A 19,490-nucleotide genomic window follows, 5' to 3' on the forward strand; every position below is an offset into this window, starting at 1 on the left:
TACCAATTCCGCCACCTGGGCAACAGACGCGCAAAGATACAGAGTGAAACAAAAACTGTCAATGACCAATAATAGCGAAAACGATCCCTTTTTCGATAGAGAAGCAGAAAAATACGACAACCCCATCCCTAGTCGTGAATTTATCTTAGATATTCTCAAACAAAACAACACCCCCTTATCGCGCAAAAACATCGCCAAACTGATTGATGTTAAAGGTGAAGATGCTAATGAAGCGCTTCGCCGTCGGTTACGAGCGATGGAACGTGACGGCCAGCTACTTCGCAACAGGAAAGGCGCTTATGGCGTAGTTTCCAAAATGAATCTTGTCAGTGGTCGCGTGATGGGGCATCCAGAAGGCTATGGCTTTCTTATCCCTGATGAGGGAGGTGATGACCTCTTTCTGAGTGAGCGCGAAATGCGTGTAGTTTTGCATGGTGACCGTGCATTGGCACGTATAACCGGCACTGACAGAAAAGGTCGAAAAGAAGGTGCCATAGTTGAAGTTGTTAAGCGTAACAACGAGCGCATCGTAGGCCGTCTGGTTCAAGATGCCGGCATTTTTTATCTCATTCCCAACAATCGAAGAATCAGCCAGGACATCTTGATTCCACCGAGCGATCTGAGTCATGCACAAGTCAATCAGATTGTTGAAGCGGAGATAACGGAACAGCCTAATAAACATCGATCTCCTTTGGGCAGAATCGTCAACGTATTGGGTGATCATATGGCGCCAGGCATGGAAATTGACATTGCTTTGCGTGCTTTCGAACTTCCTTACAAATGGTCACCACAAGCTGAAGAACAAGCCAATAATCTGGGAGACAGTATTCCCGAGGAAGCGATCAACGGCAGACTCGACCTTCGTGATATGCCGCTTGTCACCATCGATGGTGCAGATGCCAGAGACTTTGATGATGCTGTATACGCTGAGAAGCTGGAATCCGGCAACTGGCGTTTATGGGTGGCCATTGCTGATGTATCACACTACGTACTGCCCAACAGTCCGCTGGATCAGGATGCACAGGAAAGAGGCACATCCGTTTATTTCCCTAGCCAAGTGATTCCGATGCTGCCAGAAGCGTTGTCCAATGGGTTATGTTCATTAAACCCAGAAGTCGATAGATTGTGCATGGCCTGCGAAATGGAAATCGATCAAACGGGTAAAACAGTTTCTTATGACTTCCATGAAGCCGTAATGCACTCAAAAGCGCGGTTAACATATGACAAAGTGGCGGCCATGCTAGTGGATAACGACACAGCTTTACGTGAGCAATATCAACACGTGTTACCAGCCATAGAGACGATGTATGACCTTTATAACGTCATGCTTGAGGCTCGTCACGAGCGCGGTGCAATCGATTTTGAAATGACGGAAACGCAATTTCTTTTTGATGAAAATAGAAAAATTAAATCAATAGAACCTCGTGAACGTAATGACGCTCACCGTCTCATTGAAGAATTTATGATTGCCGCCAATGTCAGTGCTGCATTGTTTTTGTTGGAAAGTGAATTACCGGTTTTATATCGTATTCACGAAACACCCTCAGAAGAAAAACTCTCTGGTCTACGCGACTTTTTGGGTGAACTCGGTTTATTTTTAGGTGGTGGTGAAGAACCTGAGCCACGTCACTATGCCTCATTACTGGCAACGGCGAGTAAACGGCCTGACGGTCACCTCCTGCAAACTGTGATGTTACGCAGTATGAAACAAGCAGTTTACAGTCCTGACAATATTGGGCACTTTGGTTTAGCGCTTGAAGCCTATGCACATTTCACCTCACCGATTCGTCGTTACCCTGACTTATTGGTGCATAGAGCCATTCGTCACGTACTTAGCCAGAAAAAAGACAAAAAATGGCGTTACTCCTATGAGGATATGGCGCAATTAGGCGAACATTGCTCCATGACCAGTCGTCGAGCCGATGAAGCCACAAGAGATGTCAGTGACTGGCTGAAATGTGAATACATGCGAGATCGTGTTGGTGAAGTTCATGATGGCGTGATTAGTGGTGTTACAGGATTTGGGCTGTTTGTTGAGCTAAGCGATATCTATATAGAAGGCTTAGTGCATGTTACCTCTTTGAAAAATGATTATTATCAATTTGATCCGACAGGGCATCGCCTCACGGGGGAGCGTACGCGCAAAGTATACCGCTTAGGCGATACACTAAAAGTCAAAGTGGTTCGTGTCGATCTCGATGAGAAAAAAATTGATCTGGAATTAGTCGAGACGAAATAATATAAATGGCTGTTATAAGAAACAATAACAGCCATTTATTTCTGAATGAGATGAACGTTGCGTAAGGCTATTTTTCATCTAATCAGAGATTTTCCTTGACCAGAAAAATAATCACAGTAGAATTATCGTCTTTCTTGAGGTCGACATCCTAAGTCATCCACACCTCATACAAGAATAATGGTGAGTGTAGCTCAGTTGGTAGAGTCCCGGATTGTGATTCCGGTTGTCGTGGGTTCGAGCCCCATCACTCACCCCACCTTCCTTAAGATTATTTCCATCGCATCATAAATTAAAGACATCGTTGATCCAGTCTAAAAAGACTCGATTTACTGTATTGTCATTTTTAATTGTTGAGTTTCATCATTCTGAAACAATAACTTGCATAAAAACTCAAAATTAATCTCGATTTTGGCTTGCAAGGTCAAAAATGCCTCCGTATAATGCGCTTCTTCATTGCCGGTGTAGCTCAGTTGGTAGAGCAGCTGATTTGTAATCAGCGGGTCGTAGGTTCAAGTCCTATCTCCGGCTCCAGAACAAGAAAAAAGCCTCGTTATTTTAACGAGGCTTTTTTTGGCCTTAGCATTAATCAACCCCTCTGTTCCAATCTCAATTTGACCTCTACAAGCAACATTAATCTCGCCCTATTTCAATAGGGTCAACTTAATCTCAAAGTTTTTCTAAATTAACTATTTCAAGTTCCGCTAAATAATTATGCTATATAGAAATAGCGAACTTTAGCTATCAACCCAAACCGACTTGAATAGGTTCTTAATGTTCAACCTAGATAATTTTTTTATAACATCAGCACCCAAACAGACACTCATTGTCGGTTCATATGATTTCTTTCTTGTCGTTCTATCAATCATTTTAGCTACAACAGCGGCTTTTGTGGCGTTACATTTTGCTTCAATGGCAAAATTAATCCAAAACAATCGCCACCGCCATATTGCTATTATTGCTGGCGCCATCATTTTTGCTGGTGGTGTCTGGAGTATGCATTTCGTGGGCATGTTAGCTTACGAGATGTCTGAACAAACGACCTACAATATCCCTCTCACACTTATCTCTATCCTTCCTAGTTTGCTTGCTTCCTATATCACTTTGAGAATGCTTGTAAATCCTTCAATGACTCTATGGCAACTGATTATGAGTAGCTTCTCCGTAGGTGCCGGTATAGGGATGATGCATTACGTTGGTATGGAAGCCATGGAGATGGACGCGGAGCTTCGTTATGTGCCTAGTTGGTTCGCTGCTTCTATTATTGTTGCTGTTGTACTGGCTTTCATCGCACTGTCAGCTCGCCATTATCTATCAATAGTCTGGAAACAACACTCTGTCCACCTCATCAATATCATCAGCGCTGTTGTGATGGGACTGGCCATTTCAGGCATGCATTACACTGGTATGGCTGGGGCAAGATATCTCATGAGCGACAACACTCTGATGACGCATCGCATCACAGAAGATCACGTTCAGTTATCTTATATTATTACTTCTATCACATTATTATTGATTGCCTTGGCCATCACTATTGCTTCTCAGCTCAGATATCGCCAGTTACTGACTGAAAAAACCATCAGTGAACTACGTTTAAAAACGACCCTCGAAACAGCCGTTGACGGCATCATCACCATCGATCAAAACGGAATCATCCAAGACTTTAACTCATCAGCATCGACTATCTTTGGCTGGAAAAACACAGAGGTTATTGGCAAAACTTTCTTAGTTCTGGTGCCTGATGAAGCCAAAAATGAATACCAAGAATATTTATTTAACTTTCTTAAAACAGGACAAACCCAACTGACCGGTCAAGCCAGAGAAGTCTTTGCTAAACATAAAGACGGTCACTCATTTCCAATACGACTTGGTGTAGGTCGTGTTGAAGTAGAAGACATCGGTTCATTATTTGTAGGTTTTGCTACCGATATTTCTCAACGTTGGGAAATTGAAGAAAAGTTGCGTAAGAGTGAGGAGCAATATAGTTCATTAATTAGAAATATTCCTGGCGCCAGTTTTCGTTGTTTGCTGGATGAACACTGGTCGGTCATTTTTGTCAGCGATGCCATTTTTGATATGATAGGCTGGGCTGCTGAAGACTTTTATAAGCAGCGAATTCATCTCTCAGAACTGATTCATCACGATGATGTGGATTTAACCAATGATGCTGTTCAATCAGCACTTGAAAGTAAAACCAGTTACTCAGTTGAGTTTCGCTGGAAACACAGAGATGGCCACTATATCTGGGTATTTGAAAAAGGCTCTATTATTTACGAGAACGACCAACCCGTTTGGATAGATGGTTTGATTCTGGATATTACACACCGCATAGAGATGGAAGACGATCTTCGTCAGGCAAAAGAAAGAGCTGAACTTTCAGCAGAGAGTAAAGCCAGATTCATGGCGAATATGAGTCATGAAATAAGAACACCGATGAATGCCATCATCGGTTTTTCAGATCTGCTTCTTGATGCCAAAGATATCAGTGGCAACAATAAAAAACATCTGCAAACCATTAGCCAATCAGCCCGATCATTGCTTCACCTGTTAAATGATATTCTCGACAGTGCCAAACTAGAAAAGAATAAACTCGAACTCGAAGAGTCCACGTTCGATTTAACCAGGCTGATTGATTCAGTCATATCTACATTATGGCTTCAAGCAAAAAATAAAAACCTATACCTTAACTGCAGTATACCTGACGACATTCATACCTCGTATTTAGGAGATGAAAACAGAATTAGGCAAGTGTTATATAACATTATTGGTAATGCCGTGAAGTTTACTGAAAATGGTGGTGTCACCGTTTCGGTACACCCTCTTAATGAGTCCACTCTTCGTTTTACCGTTGAGGACACCGGTATTGGGATGGATGAAACGACGCTCAATACCATTTTTGAACCCTTCTCCCAGGCTGATGCTTCAATGAGCCGGCGCTTTGGTGGTACTGGACTAGGCACAACAATTTCCAAACAGCTAGTGGATTTGATGGGAGGAGAATTAAGCGCCAGTAGTGAGACAGGTGTAGGCAGTACATTTTTCTTTGATCTGCCACTAAGAAAAACCGATGACATCATTAACGCGACTGTAGCGAACCAAGCCTTGTCGATTCCAGCCAAAAAAGTGTTAATTGCTGATGATATTTCTCAAAACTTAACCTTACTCTCGCTTTTACTTGAACGACAAAATCATACTGTTATTACTTCGGTAAATGGCGAAGATGCGTTCCATAAATTCACCATAGAAAAACCTGACATTGTTTTGATGGATTTACAAATGCCAGTGATGGATGGGTTTGCTGCTACCAAGACAATTCGTGAGTATGAGTCAGCCCATCAACTTCAAACGACACCTATCGTCGCTTTAACAGCGAGTGTCTTATCTGAAGACCGACTGCAAGCGACTAATGCCGGCATGAATGGCTTTTCCCACAAACCTATTGATATAGAGCTGCTCACAGCTGAAATGGCATGGGTTCTCGGTATTGAGCCACACTTCATTACAACAGCTCCAGAAGTGCTTGGTATTGATGAACATACATTCACGCAGATCAATATTGATAAAGCATTAACGTTATGGGGTAGCTACCCTGTTTATTTAGCTGAATTGGCCCGTTTTATAAAAGCGTATAGCGATATCAGTAAACAGCTATCTGAATTGAATGAAACATCGAATTACAGTGAACTGAAAAAGCTGGCACATAAGCTCAAAGGTGTGTCAGGCAACCTGGGCCTTTTGAAAATCCATCAATCAACTTCTTTGATAGAAAATAAGTCAAATAATGAACATAAAGTCGAAGTAGCGATAGAGATTGCTAAGCTCGACAATGCCTTTTCCACGTTATCAAAAGAGGAAAAATGGATAAAAGCCTCATTGGCTGATTCAAACAGTGAGGCAACTGTAACATCACAAGTCCTGCTAGCTAACGACCGTATATTGACTATCGTCGATGAACTTATCGAGCTTAGCGAGCATGGAGAACTTAACGAAGAGAGAGTAGACGAGCTAGTCAATGGGGTTGAAGCTAACTTACATCGACTTGCTTTAGATGTTAAACAGTCTGTACTCGACTTTGACTTTTTGGTCGCCCAACAACACTTAAACGCTATCAAGCAACATATAACGAACACCACATTATGACTACGATAAAGAAATACCAGCCTAGAATCCTTATTGTCGATGACGAGCCAACCAACTTGAGAGTGCTTCGTCAGATTCTGCAGAACGATTATGCGCTTTCGTTCGCCCGCTCAGGAAAAGATGCTCTGGCATTGATTGATAAGGAAATGCCGGATCTGATCTTACTCGATATCATGATGCCAGAAATGACAGGCTTAGAAGTTTGCCAGCAATTAAAAGCCAGATCAGACACCTCACACATACCGATTATATTTGTGACAGCCTTACAAGATCCAGATGATGAAGCACGAGGTTTTGACATTGGTGCAGTAGATTACATCATCAAACCCATCGTGCCCTCCACTGTCCTTGCCAGAGTAAAAACACATATCTCTCTTGTCAAAGCAGATGAGCTTCGTGCCACCCATATCGACTTGATTGAACGTTTGGGTAGAGCTGCAGAATACAAAGATAACGAAACGGGCTTACATGTTCAGCGGATGAGTCGCTATGCAAAAATTATTGCTCTGGGTTATGGCTTTGACGAGAGTACCGCAAACGAACTCATGATGGCGGCTCCCATGCATGACATTGGAAAAATTGGTATTGCTGACAAAATCTTATTAAAACCAGATAAGTTAACGTCAGAAGAGTTTTCAGAAATGAAAACACATACTTTAATCGGGGCCGAGATCTTAGCCAACTCAACATCAAGATTGATTCAATTAGCCCATACTGTTGCCCTGACCCATCATGAAAAATGGGATGGTACGGGTTATCCAAATGGGTTAAAAGGTGATGAGATTCCGCTTGCAGGTCGAATCGTTGCCATAGCTGATATTTTTGATGCATTAACCAGCGCCAGACCATATAAAGAAGCCTGGCCAGTTGAGGAAGCCATAGAGTTCATTAATGCACAGAGTGGTAAACACATTGATCCCGCTTTGCCCCCCATCTTAATTGAGCACCTGCCAGACATTCTGAAAGTGAAACAAGCATTCTCTGATTAGTTATGGTGCAGCGTCATACATCATGAACTGATCTCTTCCTGCTTTTTTTGCAGAGTAGAGCATCACATCAGCTTGTTGCAAAGCCTTATCAAAATTTATTGTGGCTAATTCAGCTGAACTCACCGCTCGAATGCCGGCACTGGCAGAGACCGAAATGGTGTCATCACGTAGTGCAATTCTTATTTCACGCAAATGCTGTAACAGTTTCTCGGTGAACTTAGCTGCATGAGCAGCCTGTGCGCCTGATAAGACAAACAAAAACTCTTCACCACCCCATCGAACCAGAATATCGGAAGCACGAATACTGTCAGCCATGACCTCTGCTGTTCGTCTCAACACAATATCGCCCACATGATGGCCATGTTGGTCATTAATCTGTTTGAAGTAGTCGAGGTCAAGCATAATGATGCTATAGGGGGTCGATAACCGCTGCATCAGAGCCACTAATCGACGCGCACCTTGTTCACCTTCTGTGCGATTGGTCAGCCCTGTGACACCATCAAGAGAAGTGACATCATCCAGCGGAATGTGCAGCTCCATAGCTCCCCCCTTCTCTAGAGGTAGCGCCATCACTTTGAATTTCTGAGGACCGCTGTTGGTTTGGTGAATATGTAGATGACTAATTGTTGTTCTGAGGGTCTGTGCATCGAGCTTAGGACAGGCCTCCCCATTTTCATGGCAGGGACTATCGTAACCATGACTCATTTTGTAGCAAGGCTCATCAATCTGACTGTATTCATGAATGGCTTCCTGATTGGCTCGAATCACCCTATAGTCATCATCAATAACGGTGACTGGAAAAGGCAAAATATCTAAAAAAGACCATGCAGATTCGATACTCTCCATACTGAACAAATCTGTTACGTTTTCTTCTTTTAACCTTGGGTTTGTTTCCATTGACATTTCAACCAGCTATCACTTTTTTAGTATTTATAATAACCATACTCTTAGTATGACTATAGTGTAAATACAGGAATAGTCGTTGAGGCAAAATTATCGATAAACCGGTTTTGCTGATATAAAAAGACCGCGCTATACAAGCTTATCGGAGTAAAAAATAGGCAAGCAAACAATTGCTGATAAACAAAAGAAATGCGCATGCTTGCCAGAACTTAACCGGATAACGGTACATCAGCGGGCGATTGTCATCGCTTAAATAAGCTGGATTCGGTTTTATCAAGTCTGTCGCAAACTCAGACAATGCCTGATAGCGCTTTTCAGGATAGAGTTGTAAGGCTTTCTGCAAGGTTTTATCAACCCAGCTTGGCATATCCTGAATAAACAAAGCGATGGATTGGTATTCAATGCGATGAAGATCTTGTCTGGTATGAACTTTTGCCAGTTTTTCACCATATGGCAGATGGCCTGTGAGCATTTCATAGACAATACACGCTAAAGAGAATTGATCAGACTGCGGCTGACCAGCACGACCCAATAGATACTCAGGTGCCGTGTAGTGCTTTGTCCCCAACAACTCACTGCGTTGTATCGGCGTTGAGATATCAGCAATGCCGGCAATTTTGGTTGAACCAAAATCAATAATCTTCAGCACGCCATCTCTGGAGATCATGATATTTCCAGGCTTTAAATCCTGATGCAACATATCGAGTCGGTGAAAAGCTCTCAGTGCTGATACAAGCTGAGGCACAAGATCACGTACAGTTTTTAAATCCAAACGTCCAACGTCATCCAGCCACTGTTGCAACGTTTTACCGTCCACGTACTCCATCACATAATAAAGAAAACGACGGGGACGCTTCTGCTCAATGGTCCTGACTACATGTGCATTATTTATTCGTCGCCCTACCCACTCCTCCAAGTGGAACCTTTCCAGGTATGCCGGGTCATCTTCGAAGTTGACCGAAGGTGTTTTAATCACCACTTTCTCGCCCGTTTCAGTATCCACCGCTAAATAAAGCTGGCTTGTAGAACTAGCGTGTAACTCACGACTGATACGATAGCCGTCAAGAATGACACCCTCATATAAATCAGGTGGAAAAGGTAATACGGTGAGTTGAGCAAAAACCTCATCTGGTGCTTGAGTCGGTAATTGTTCAATACACATTAGCTGGCAACTTATATTGTCTTGGCTGCCAGCCTTCAGTGCTTCATCACAAATCCGTTCTGTTAAATCAGATAAATCAACAGAACCTTCTAATATAAACTGTTTGAGCACCTTATCGGGCAAAACATCATGCACGCCATCGGTGGTCAACAGAAACACATCCTTTTCCTGAACAGCGAGTGTTTTATAGTCAATATCCAGACAATAATCGACGCCAAACGCTCTTCCCAGATACTCTTTATTTTCATCAATCCGAATACGATGATCGGTGGTCAATGGTTCAAACTCACCATCACGTAATAGATAAATACGTGAATCACCGACATGAAAAATATGAGCTGTTGTTGATTTAACAACAACAGCACTGAAGGTAGAGGCCATTCCTCTGCCTGCTTGCTGAAACTGCTGACTTTGTCCATGCAACCAGGTGTTGATAGCGGCAAGCACTTTGCTGCCAGACTGTTTCACAGACCAGGAGTCAGGTGTACTAAAGTAGTCACTCATAAAACCAGTCACGCATGCTTGACTAGCTTGTTTTGCTTCATTACTGGAGCTCAGCCCATCTGCAATAGCACAGGCAACACCTTTCGTTTCAAGCAAAGCTAAGTTGGACGGAATGAAAAAACCGACGGTATCCTGATTATCAGCTTTCACGCCTTGTGTTGAACACTGCCCAACTAATACTTTTAACTTTGCCGTCATATTCGTCCTGACGATTAATGCACATCTATCATTTGAATCGAGCCGTCTGGTAAGACCTCGGCCATCTGTCCGCGAGGCTCATCCATAAACTGCACCGCGATCAATGTCACGACCGCCGTCGCACAAATCACAAAGAAGAAGGTTTGTGCAGAAACAAGTGACAGCACGGTTAGAAACGTGACAGCGCCCACATTACCATAAGCACCCGCCATACCGGCTACTTGTCCGGTCAATCGACGTTGAACCAGTGGTACTACCGCGAACACAGCGCCCTCTCCAGCTTGCACAAAGAACGAGCATGCCATGGTTGCCAATACAGCCAACACAATGAACCACTCTGGTGTAATCATACCCATTACGAAATAGCCTACCGCCAGACCGCTGATACAAATGGTCAGTGTTTTCTTACGACCCAGACGATCACTAAACAAACCACCGATAGGTCTCGATACCAGATTCATAAAAGCAAAGCCAGAGGCGAGTAAACCGGCCTGAACAGCACTAATATCAAACGTTTCACTGAAAAACAGAGGCAACATTGACACAACGGCTAATTCAGAACCAAATGTCGCCAGATAGGCTAAATCCAACACGGCCACTTGTTTGAATTTGTAACGGTGAATTTCTGGTGTTTCTTTAACAAACACATCTTTGTTAATTTGATAAATGTGATACACCTGATAGAAAAATAACACCACTAAACCGACATAAATCGCGAGGGTGATTTCGCTGGAGAGCAAACTGACCCCACTGGGTGACAACTTCCATGCTAATAAGGCCAAGGCCGCATACATGGGAATATTCATAACGATATAGAGAAAGAAATCGCCTTTACTGGTTACTTCCATCGCACCCGTTTTTTTCGGTTTGAAATACGTCGATCCCTGAGGCGTGTCAGACACAGTATTGTAATAAATAAAAGCATAAACAAGCGCAATGGCACCAGTCAGGCCAATGGCATAACGCCAACCATCCTCACCACCAAATAATAATGCAATGGTGGGCAGTGACATTGCCGCTGCGGCTGAACCGAAATTACCCCAACCACCATAAATACCTTCCGCTAATCCCACTTGCTTGGCTGGAAACCATTCAGAAATCATACGAATGCCAATAACAAACCCGGCACCGACAAAGCCCAGTAGAAAACGGGCAAGAGCGAGTTGTTCAAAACTATCTGCAAGTGCAAAGAAAAAACAAATCACGCTTGAAATGCCGAGCAGTAGTGAGTACATGATCTTAGGACCGTACTTATCCACTAGCATGCCAATTACTATTCGAGCGGGAATAGTCAAGGCGACATTGAGTATCAGCAACGTTTTTATCTGCTGACTATCGAGGCCAAGCGTATCTTTGATAGCCATCAACAATGGTGCATGATTAAACCACACCACAAAACTGATGAAAAAGGCTATCCAGGTAAGATGAAGGGTACGAATATTATCTTTGAAAGATAATAAATTGAGTTTGTTATTGGACATAAATTCAGCTCTCTTTTGAACATACCGGAATGGGTCCATGTTCGAATAGCGGGAATCATGCCAAAACATAACCTATTGATTTATATATACTTAGAAAAACAAATGCGCATCCTGAATGCATATTTAGCTGCTAATTTGGTGCATTCCGCACAGTATAAGTGCGTTATCTCAACTGATGAGCTGATCTTCGTCGGGCCAGTCTAAATCACAGCAGAAAACATATGTCTTGCCACTAACAACCACTGCTTGTGAAACGGTGATACACATATGAGAACCGGCTACCGACAGGTATGGACGACTTATCTGAGTCATATTCGGATTTTGTATGGCTCTGAAATGGTAATGTCGATGTGACCAGTTAGCATTGACACCAGAAAGTAGCGGTGTAAAACGAATATCCAGTTTGGCTGTATATTTGGGTGAGTTCAGACTTCGGCCAATCTGGTAGCCAGACTCATCAAGCAGGTAACAACGTACAGCTCTGGCATCATCAAATAGGGCGTGACCACAGTCTTCAAAAGATGCCCCTTGTTTAAACGCGTCGAGCTCTTTTTCAAATATCAACTCAAAGGTGCGGAAATGTTGTTGAAGCTTTCGATTATATTGGCTTCGTACATTCTGATGTTGATGAAGTAACTTATCCATGGCTTGACCGAAATCAATCTCCTGCTGGAGATCAGGCTTTGGCTTAGCAAAATAAAACCCCTGAACCATATCTGCGTTACTGGAAATCGCAACCAAGGCTTCTTTTTCAGTCTCAACCCCCTCAATAACCACCAAACTTCCGGTCTCATGAATGAGCGAGACAATGCCAGTCAGAATCCTTTCCACTTTCATTGAGTGGCCTGCTTTTTTTACTAAGCTACGGTCAATCTTGACAATATCAGGCTGTAAATCCCAAATACGGTCAAAATTAGAGTGACCAGCACCAAAATCATCAATCGCAATCAAACAGCCCATTTGACGAAAATGCGTAATCAACTCCCGTAAGTAATCGCGGTTATCAATTTCACTTTCTAAAATTTCAATCACAATGCGCCTTGATGGTAAGTCACTCTCGCGCATCAGCGTTTGCATAAATCCAATATCGGGACGTTCCGAAATTAAACATTGGGAATTAAGATTTAAAAATAACCAAGCATCATTGGCGGGGTGTTGAGAAAAATTACAGGCATGTAATAGACGACAGGTCCTATCAAGAATCAGCTGTTGATCGGATGCCGTGTTTTTTCTCATCAATTCTTGTGGTGTCACGGGGTTCCCAGAGACATCCGCGGCACGAACCAGTCCTTCGTATCCCACAGCTTTTCGATGAGCTATGCTAAAGATTGGCTGAAAAACTGACCTCAGGCAGAGAGACTCATAAGCCGCTTCATAATGATCCTCCTTGAATGACAATTCCGTCATACCTGTTTGTACCTTTCTTGTTTGTCTGTAATGGCGTTTAAGCATTACCGTAGCCTTAATCTTAATAGGTATAGTTTTCAATTACTACCATCATCAAACTCAACCATTAATTGGCCATCCTCACCCTTCCTCATACCCTCATGAAGCCAATCAAAAACCAAAATAGGATAACGACCGACATCCGCTAACAAAATAACCATAAAACAAAACAGCCACTTCATCACTGAAGTGGCTGTGACGTTCTATTACTATTTCATCAGAACTTATGCATTTTTTTGTGGCTCAAGTAAGTTAGCCGCCGCTAAAATATTCTGAGCTAATTGGCCTAATCTCATATTCTGGTTCATGGCTGAAGTTCGCATCAGACTATAGGCTTCGTTCTCGGTGCATTTACGTTGCTCCATAATGAGGCCTTTTGCTCTATCAATAATTTTCCTATCAGCCAAAGACGTTTTTAAATCTTTCAGCTGTTTCTGCATACTTTGTACTTGTTTAAACCGAGCCATTGCCGTTCGCAAGATGGCATGGATACGATTTTCATGAAAACCATCAACGATATAAGCACTCACCCCAGCCTCAATGGCTTCTTCAATCGCTTCATCACGGTCATCGTATGTAAATATCACGATGGGCAATGGAAAGCGTTCATTAATGATCTTAAATTTACTCAGAAGCTGACTATCGCTGGTATTCATAATAGCAATAATCAAATCGGGCTCAATAGTCCACTTCAGGTTAAGTAACTGTTGCAAATTGGTGGCTTCGAAAATCACTTTATAATCTGTATTTTCAAAGACTCTTTGCAGTGTATTCATAAATTCCGTAAATTCACTGATAACTACCGTGTTAATCGTATTCGTGACTGTATTCATAGCAGCATTGCTCATATCATTCTGGTGTGTTGTTTGGAGGCATATTGAATAATGATGCTGAAAATCTTCAGCACTTCATCAATTGCCCGCGTAGAGAGAGTAAAATATTCATGACTATCCAACTTCAACTGACCTCGTTGAAGCACGTGTTTATCGACCATTTCTAGCAAAGCATCTATTTGCTGGCGAATGGCGGTTGAGGATGTTTCCAAGGAAGAAGTCAAGTCAGTGTTGTTTATTAATTTAACTTCAGACAGTAATCGTTCAGATGTGGTTTTGACTGAAATACGTAAAAACTCAAGCAAGATTCGGTCAGCAGCCAAGCACGTACCTCGAGCACAAACACCTGATCCGATTGCTCTTGTGTAGCCGAGAGTCTCTGCAACTCGTAAAGTATCAATACAAATTTCGGAAACCCGTGTACATGAGTCGAGCATCAATCGATGTAAATCGTATGCTCTCATGACCTCATCCAGCAGCATGAGCTGACCATCGATCATCAGACTATGCTGTCTGACAATATTCTGTGGCGTCAGATCCCTAGCCAAAGCGTGCTGTTTAAGCCTTGGCCAATGCTCTATGAAAGATTGCCATTGAGGAAAATCTGATAGTGATTGACTCATATCACTACCAATCAGATTGTCGATATCATTCTGTAACTGAATCATTTGTGGCAATAATTTCTCATTCCCACTGACTACCGCATTGCTTGTGCCACGATGTTTTTGGCAATGTTCAACCACCAACCGTAAATGGTTGGTTAGTAATATGCCTCGTTTAACTCGCTGTCTGAGCTGATAACGCTCAGACAGCAGTTTATAAACGATAAAAAGCATGCCAGTGACAACTACGCCACCGATGATCAATGGATACATCTTTGTTCTCCAGTGAAATTAGCTAGAACGGTGTCATTCCCAGGTTGCGAGATAGCCTGCCATAATCCCTAAAGGCGAAATCATTACCATAAAAATCAACTTCACTACTTCTTTCACTACCATCATTAAGTCAACAAAATATCCCATGACATGCTCCTTGCATTAGTGGACTCAGGTAATAAATTGCATAAGGTGTGCCAACAAAATACTTATTCAAATACAGAAACTTAGAAATTTAAGTGGTACATAAACTGCTTCAAAATGGTGTTGTTGATAGGACTGATGAACAATTCTGGTGCAGATTAAACAGGCAAAAAAAAAGCCGGGCAGTGCCCGGCTCAATGAGGAGTATTTTTTAGAACTTTAGCTGTCCGTATAACCAGAATTTATCCGTATCCACCCCACCGAATTCTTTGTCGGCATTGTAGTCGGCATAAGAGATACCTAGCGTGTAATGTTCCATAAAGGTTTTTTGCAACATCACATCAAACTCATTACCCGCATCAAGGCTGCCTTTATCCGTTTCAAAATCATGGTACACCGCAATCAGTTTTGCACCTGCCACATTACCCACGATGGTGAAATAAGTATCAATAAGACCTGCGTTTGGCGTGGTTAAAAAGACATCAGCCCAGCCTTGAAAAGCATGGTTCGTCCCTAAAGGTGTTTTAAAACTATAGGTGCCATCACCCTCTTGCACTTCATAAGATAGCTTTGCTAACCAACCTTGATATTTACCACCGAGTTCGAATAAGTAGTAATCCTGAGGGTCCATTTTGCCATCGGCATAGTCATGTTGTGTTGCATACTCCGCTGTATAAATAGCTGCAAAATCTTCATTAACTGGTTTAGCACCAGATAATCTCACACCATAAGTTGCTGTTGAGTTGGCGTTATCTTTAGCCGCATCTTCATAATCCAGCAAATAACTGTAGGCTTCTAATTTGCCAATGGATAAGCCTGAATATTGCACATTAAACAGGTGACTATTCATATCAATCACCCCATCATCTATCAAACCAGCCGTCAAATCATCGCCAAAGATGGTATTGACCTTGTTGATATAGGCATAACTCAATTTAAGATCTTTAATAGACGTATTACTTAGACTCACAGCATCAAAGGATTGATGATTTTGACGCCAAAGCACATTACCGATAAAGCGATGAAATGGTGCATCACGGTAAGTCAGCTCTTGTCGACCTAACTTCACCTCTGTATTAAAACCGTTATAACTCAGATAAGCCTGGTTGACTTCTGTGCCATTCGGATCGGCTATAACCGAGTACTTTTTGACTGCTGTTTGAGGGTACTCTTCATAATTGCCTGCCAAATCCGACACATCTTCGAGTTCAAGAAAGGCACCGAAGCCATGGAAATCACCTGTCTTGTAACCTAAAGTTGTACGTAACGTGACAGCATCGGCATCTTTTAAACTATTATCCTGCTCAACCGACTCATACCGTAAGCGGCCTGAAAAACTGACCTTGCCCCCGGTCAATGCTTCGTAAAAGCTGTCATTTGCCACGACTGTAGCTGGTAGCAAAGCGATACTCGTCAGTCCTGTGCTCAGTAACGACATCACGCTTAGCTTTTTTAGTTTTGGCATTCTTTTTTTCCTCTGCAAATTAAGCCACTATTGATAAATAACTGGCTTTAAAATCAACCATGTAACGACTTCACCTCAGCTGCTTCATTGCAGACAGACAGTATTCTAAATAAGGTAGTACTCACCATTAGCGCGCTAATAATTGTTTTAACTCAGGCACACAAGACCCACAATTTGTGCCGGCTTTCAGTTTTTTACCAATCTCATCCACAGAATTAACATGACCGGAATGAATAGCTTCATTGATGGTATTCTGACCGACACCAAAACATGAGCAAACAATTTGTCCTGCATCTTTTTGTCCCTGGCTGGGTTGGCCGACCAGCAAACTGTATCTGTCAGCATCCGACAGACTGCTTAAACTAAATAACTGGGATAACCAGGAACGCGCAGGCAAATCATGACTTGGCGCGATGAAAACAACGCCTTCCAGCCTGTTACGTTTAATTTGTCCAGCTCGATAACGTCCCGCTTTGGCATCAATAAAATCAAGCCATTCGCCCTCTTCCCCTAAGTGTCGTTGTGCCCATTTAGCCGGCTCATCTAATGCATGCTGACCAGCAATCTCATAACGCCAGAATTCAGCACCACGCACTTTCACCCAGTAGTTGGCATCTTTGACCGTGATGGGGTGCCGCGACAAAATAAAGCCATGCCAAACAGGTTTATAGGCGCGTATGCTGACAGGGGTATGTTTCGACTCAGGCTGACCAGAGATAGGGTCATAAACAGCAGCAACTAACGCATCAACCCGTGCCATTGAAGCGTACTGATCACTCCAATGGATGGGGACAAAAATACTGCCCGGCCGTTGCTCATCGGTTACCACAACCCGGACTATCATCTCCCCCCAACGACTCTTTATTTCTGCCAGTGAACCATCCACTAGATGGAAATTCGCTGCATCCAGCGGATGAACCTGAACCATCGGCTCCGGAATATGGGCGTTCAATCTGACGGCTCTACCTGTCCGTGTCATGGTATGCCATTGATCACGAATACGACCCGTATTTAAAACTAAGGGATATTCATCTGATACCTGATGATAAGGCAGCTTAGGTTCAACACTGATCATTCTGGCTTTGCCTGAAGGGGTAAAAAACTGCTTATCGCTAAATAATCTGGCAGTGCCGTTATCAGCTTTATTGATGACTGGCCACTGTATGGGAATCAGATTGTCGTAGCCCTCATCACTTATATCGGCTAGTCCGGCAATGTTAAAGTCACGGCTACCTTCATTTTCAAAAGCCGAGAGTTGTGCATGTTCTCTAAATACATCTGCTGGCTTCTCAAATGGAAAGGCGGCTTCAAATCCCATTTTTCTCGCGACCTGAGTAATAATCCACCAGTCAGGTTTCGCTTCCCCCGGCAAGGGTAAGAATGAGCGCTGACGGCTAATTCGTCTTTCTGAATTGGTTACCATACCGTCTTTCTCACCCCAGGCAGCGGCGGGTAACAAAATATCGGCTAACGCTGTTGTATCGGTATTCTCCTCACATTCAGACACCACCACCAATTCACATTTTTTCAATGCGTCTTTGACCTTATCGGCATCAGGCAGACTCACAACGGGATTCGTCGCCATAATCCAGATAGCTTTGATTTTGCCACTGGCAATCTGCTCAAACATATCAATGGCTTTGGCGCCATTTTCTTTGGCTAAATTATCTGCTTTCCAAAAGCGTGCCACACGATCATGATGTTCAGGATTAGTAATTTCCATATGCGCGGCTAACTGATTACTTAAGCCGCCCACTTCTCGTCCGCCCATAGCATTGGGCTGACCTGTAAACGAAAACGGCCCCATGCCTGGCTGACCAATACGCCCAGAGGCAAGATGACAATTGATAATACTGTTACATTTGTCAGTTCCTGTCGTCGACTGATTGATCCCCTGAGAATACACTGTCACGACTTTTTCGGTTGAGGCAAACAACTGATAAAACTTAACGATATCCTGCTCTTGTAACTCTGTGACAGCGGCCACTTGAGGAATGGAGCCAGCGGATGCTTTTGCTACTGACGTTGCCGAGGCAAACCCTTCGGTGTGCGCTTCAAGAAACTCAAGATCCAGGTAATCTTCTTTTTTTAGATAGTGCAACAAACCATTAAACAATGTGGCATCAGAGCCTGGCCGCAACGGCAAATGTAAATCAGCAATATCACAAGTGGCTGTTTTGCGAGGGTCAATCACCACAACTTTCATTTCTGGGCGATCTTCTTTCGCTTGCTTCAACCGCTGATAAATCACAGGATGACACCAGGCTAAGTTAGAACCAGTCAACACGACAAGATCAGCTAATTCAATATCTTCATAACTACAGGGCACTGTGTCACTGCCAAAGGCTCGCTTGTAAGCCGCCACCGCTGATGACATACACAGCCGTGAATTGGTGTCGATGTTCGCGCCACCAATAAACCCTTTCATCAATTTATTCGCCGTATAGTAATCTTCTGTTAACACTTGGCCCGACACATAAAACGCCACAGACTCTGGACCGTGTTTAGCAATGATCTCACTAAAGCCTCTAGCCACTGATGTTATGGCTTGCTCCCACGAAACTCGCTTGCCATCAACTTTGGGGTGTAGCAAACGGTTACCCAAATCGAGAGTGTCGCCTAGAGCCGATCCCTTAGAACATAAACGGCCTAAATTGGCAGGATGTTCTGCATCACCTTCAATTTGTACTGTGCCAGTTTCAAGTGGGGTTGCTAAAACACCACACCCCACACCGCAGTAAGGACAAGTCGTCTTTGTTGTCGTTTGTTGTTCAGCCAAAATTAGAGACTCTTTATCAGATTACAGAGAAATAAAAACCGTACCGTTTTCAATTTTTGTCTCAAATGTGCGGGTACAGCCTTCATCAGGACCAGTAGCTTCGCCACTATTCATATCAATAACCCAGTTATGCAAAGGACAGGCCACACGGTTATCGTAAACAATCCCCTGAGATAACGGCCCTTTTTTATGGGGGCACTGATCAAATAAGGCAAATATCTGATCACCTGAGGTGCGAAATACCGCCACATCACCCTCGGCTGTCACGAGTACACGTGATCCTTTTTTCGGAATATCGACCAAGGGGCCAACTTCAGTCCAGCTCATAGTTACCT

At 43.1% G+C, this 19,490-nt stretch carries 13 protein-coding genes and 3 tRNA genes (1 of these 16 running past the window's edge); 5 read left to right on the forward strand and 11 right to left on the reverse strand.

All coding sequences use genetic code 11. The features are described 5' to 3' along the window. Positions 1 to 21 (reverse strand) — tRNA-OTHER (locus tag B3V56_RS00145) (it extends 128 nt beyond the left edge of the window). Between the two features lie 40 nt (positions 22 to 61). On the opposite strand from B3V56_RS00145, the gene rnr reads away from it, so the two are divergent. The 5 genes from rnr (at position 62) to B3V56_RS00170 (ending at position 7,365) form a co-directional block, all read left to right on the forward strand. Continuing rightward, complete coding sequence (gene rnr, locus B3V56_RS00150; protein WP_289283851.1) at positions 62 to 2,239, forward strand: ribonuclease R; 2,178 nt, start codon at positions 62 to 64, stop codon at positions 2,237 to 2,239. 180 nt (positions 2,240 to 2,419) lie between these two features. After that, positions 2,420 to 2,495, forward strand: a tRNA-His gene (locus B3V56_RS00155). A gap of 199 nt (positions 2,496 to 2,694) precedes the next feature. Continuing rightward, positions 2,695 to 2,770, forward strand: a tRNA-Thr gene (locus tag B3V56_RS00160). A 240-nt stretch (positions 2,771 to 3,010) separates the two neighbouring features. Beyond that, positions 3,011 to 6,376: a PAS domain S-box protein gene (locus tag B3V56_RS00165; RefSeq protein ID WP_289282238.1), complete on the forward strand. Its 3,366-nt coding sequence runs from the start codon at positions 3,011 to 3,013 to the stop codon at positions 6,374 to 6,376. Continuing rightward, on the forward strand, positions 6,373 to 7,365 hold the full coding sequence (locus B3V56_RS00170) for a response regulator (RefSeq protein ID WP_289282237.1): 993 nt from the start codon (positions 6,373 to 6,375) through the stop codon (positions 7,363 to 7,365). Before B3V56_RS00165 ends, B3V56_RS00170 begins: the two co-directional genes overlap by 4 nt. Here B3V56_RS00170 and B3V56_RS00175 read toward each other — a convergent pair whose 3' ends face one another. The 10 genes from B3V56_RS00175 to nirD form a co-directional block, all read right to left on the reverse strand. Next, the gene (locus tag B3V56_RS00175; RefSeq protein WP_289283825.1) at positions 7,366 to 8,262 is read right to left on the reverse strand and encodes a GGDEF domain-containing protein; all 897 of its coding nucleotides are present in this window, start codon (positions 8,260 to 8,262) and stop codon (positions 7,366 to 7,368) included. Between the two features lie 145 nt (positions 8,263 to 8,407). Next, positions 8,408 to 10,132: a bifunctional protein-serine/threonine kinase/phosphatase gene (locus tag B3V56_RS00180; RefSeq protein ID WP_289282235.1), complete on the reverse strand. Its 1,725-nt coding sequence runs from the start codon at positions 10,130 to 10,132 to the stop codon at positions 8,408 to 8,410. 14 nt (positions 10,133 to 10,146) lie between these two features. Next, positions 10,147 to 11,613, reverse strand: coding sequence for a NarK family nitrate/nitrite MFS transporter (locus tag B3V56_RS00185; RefSeq protein ID WP_289282234.1), 1,467 nt, complete (start codon positions 11,611 to 11,613; stop codon positions 10,147 to 10,149). 168 nt (positions 11,614 to 11,781) lie between these two features. After that, entirely contained in the window at positions 11,782 to 13,065 is a 1,284-nt protein-coding gene (locus tag B3V56_RS00190; protein ID WP_289283826.1) for an EAL domain-containing protein, read from the reverse strand. 32 nt (positions 13,066 to 13,097) lie between these two features. Beyond that, entirely contained in the window at positions 13,098 to 13,220 is a 123-nt protein-coding gene (locus B3V56_RS00195) for a hypothetical protein (RefSeq protein ID WP_289283827.1), read from the reverse strand. 63 nt (positions 13,221 to 13,283) lie between these two features. Next, complete coding sequence (locus tag B3V56_RS00200) at positions 13,284 to 13,892, reverse strand: ANTAR domain-containing response regulator (RefSeq protein WP_289282232.1); 609 nt, start codon at positions 13,890 to 13,892, stop codon at positions 13,284 to 13,286. Positions 13,893 to 13,903: 11 nt separating this feature from the next. Continuing rightward, the gene (locus B3V56_RS00205) at positions 13,904 to 14,767 is read right to left on the reverse strand and encodes a nitrate- and nitrite sensing domain-containing protein (RefSeq protein ID WP_289282231.1); all 864 of its coding nucleotides are present in this window, start codon (positions 14,765 to 14,767) and stop codon (positions 13,904 to 13,906) included. Between the two features lie 355 nt (positions 14,768 to 15,122). After that, positions 15,123 to 16,376, reverse strand: coding sequence for an alginate export family protein (locus B3V56_RS00210; protein ID WP_289283828.1), 1,254 nt, complete (start codon positions 16,374 to 16,376; stop codon positions 15,123 to 15,125). A gap of 127 nt (positions 16,377 to 16,503) precedes the next feature. Next, positions 16,504 to 19,155, reverse strand: coding sequence for a nitrate reductase (locus B3V56_RS00215; RefSeq protein ID WP_289283829.1), 2,652 nt, complete (start codon positions 19,153 to 19,155; stop codon positions 16,504 to 16,506). Between the two features lie 21 nt (positions 19,156 to 19,176). Beyond that, positions 19,177 to 19,482, reverse strand: a complete 306-nt coding sequence (nirD, locus tag B3V56_RS00220; RefSeq protein ID WP_286304219.1) for a nitrite reductase small subunit NirD — start codon at positions 19,480 to 19,482, stop codon at positions 19,177 to 19,179. Between the last annotated feature and the right edge of the window lie 8 nt (positions 19,483 to 19,490).

Source organism: Methylophaga sp. UBA2513 (assembly GCF_002341285.1).
GTDB lineage: Bacteria > Pseudomonadota > Gammaproteobacteria > Nitrosococcales > Methylophagaceae > Methylophaga > Methylophaga marina.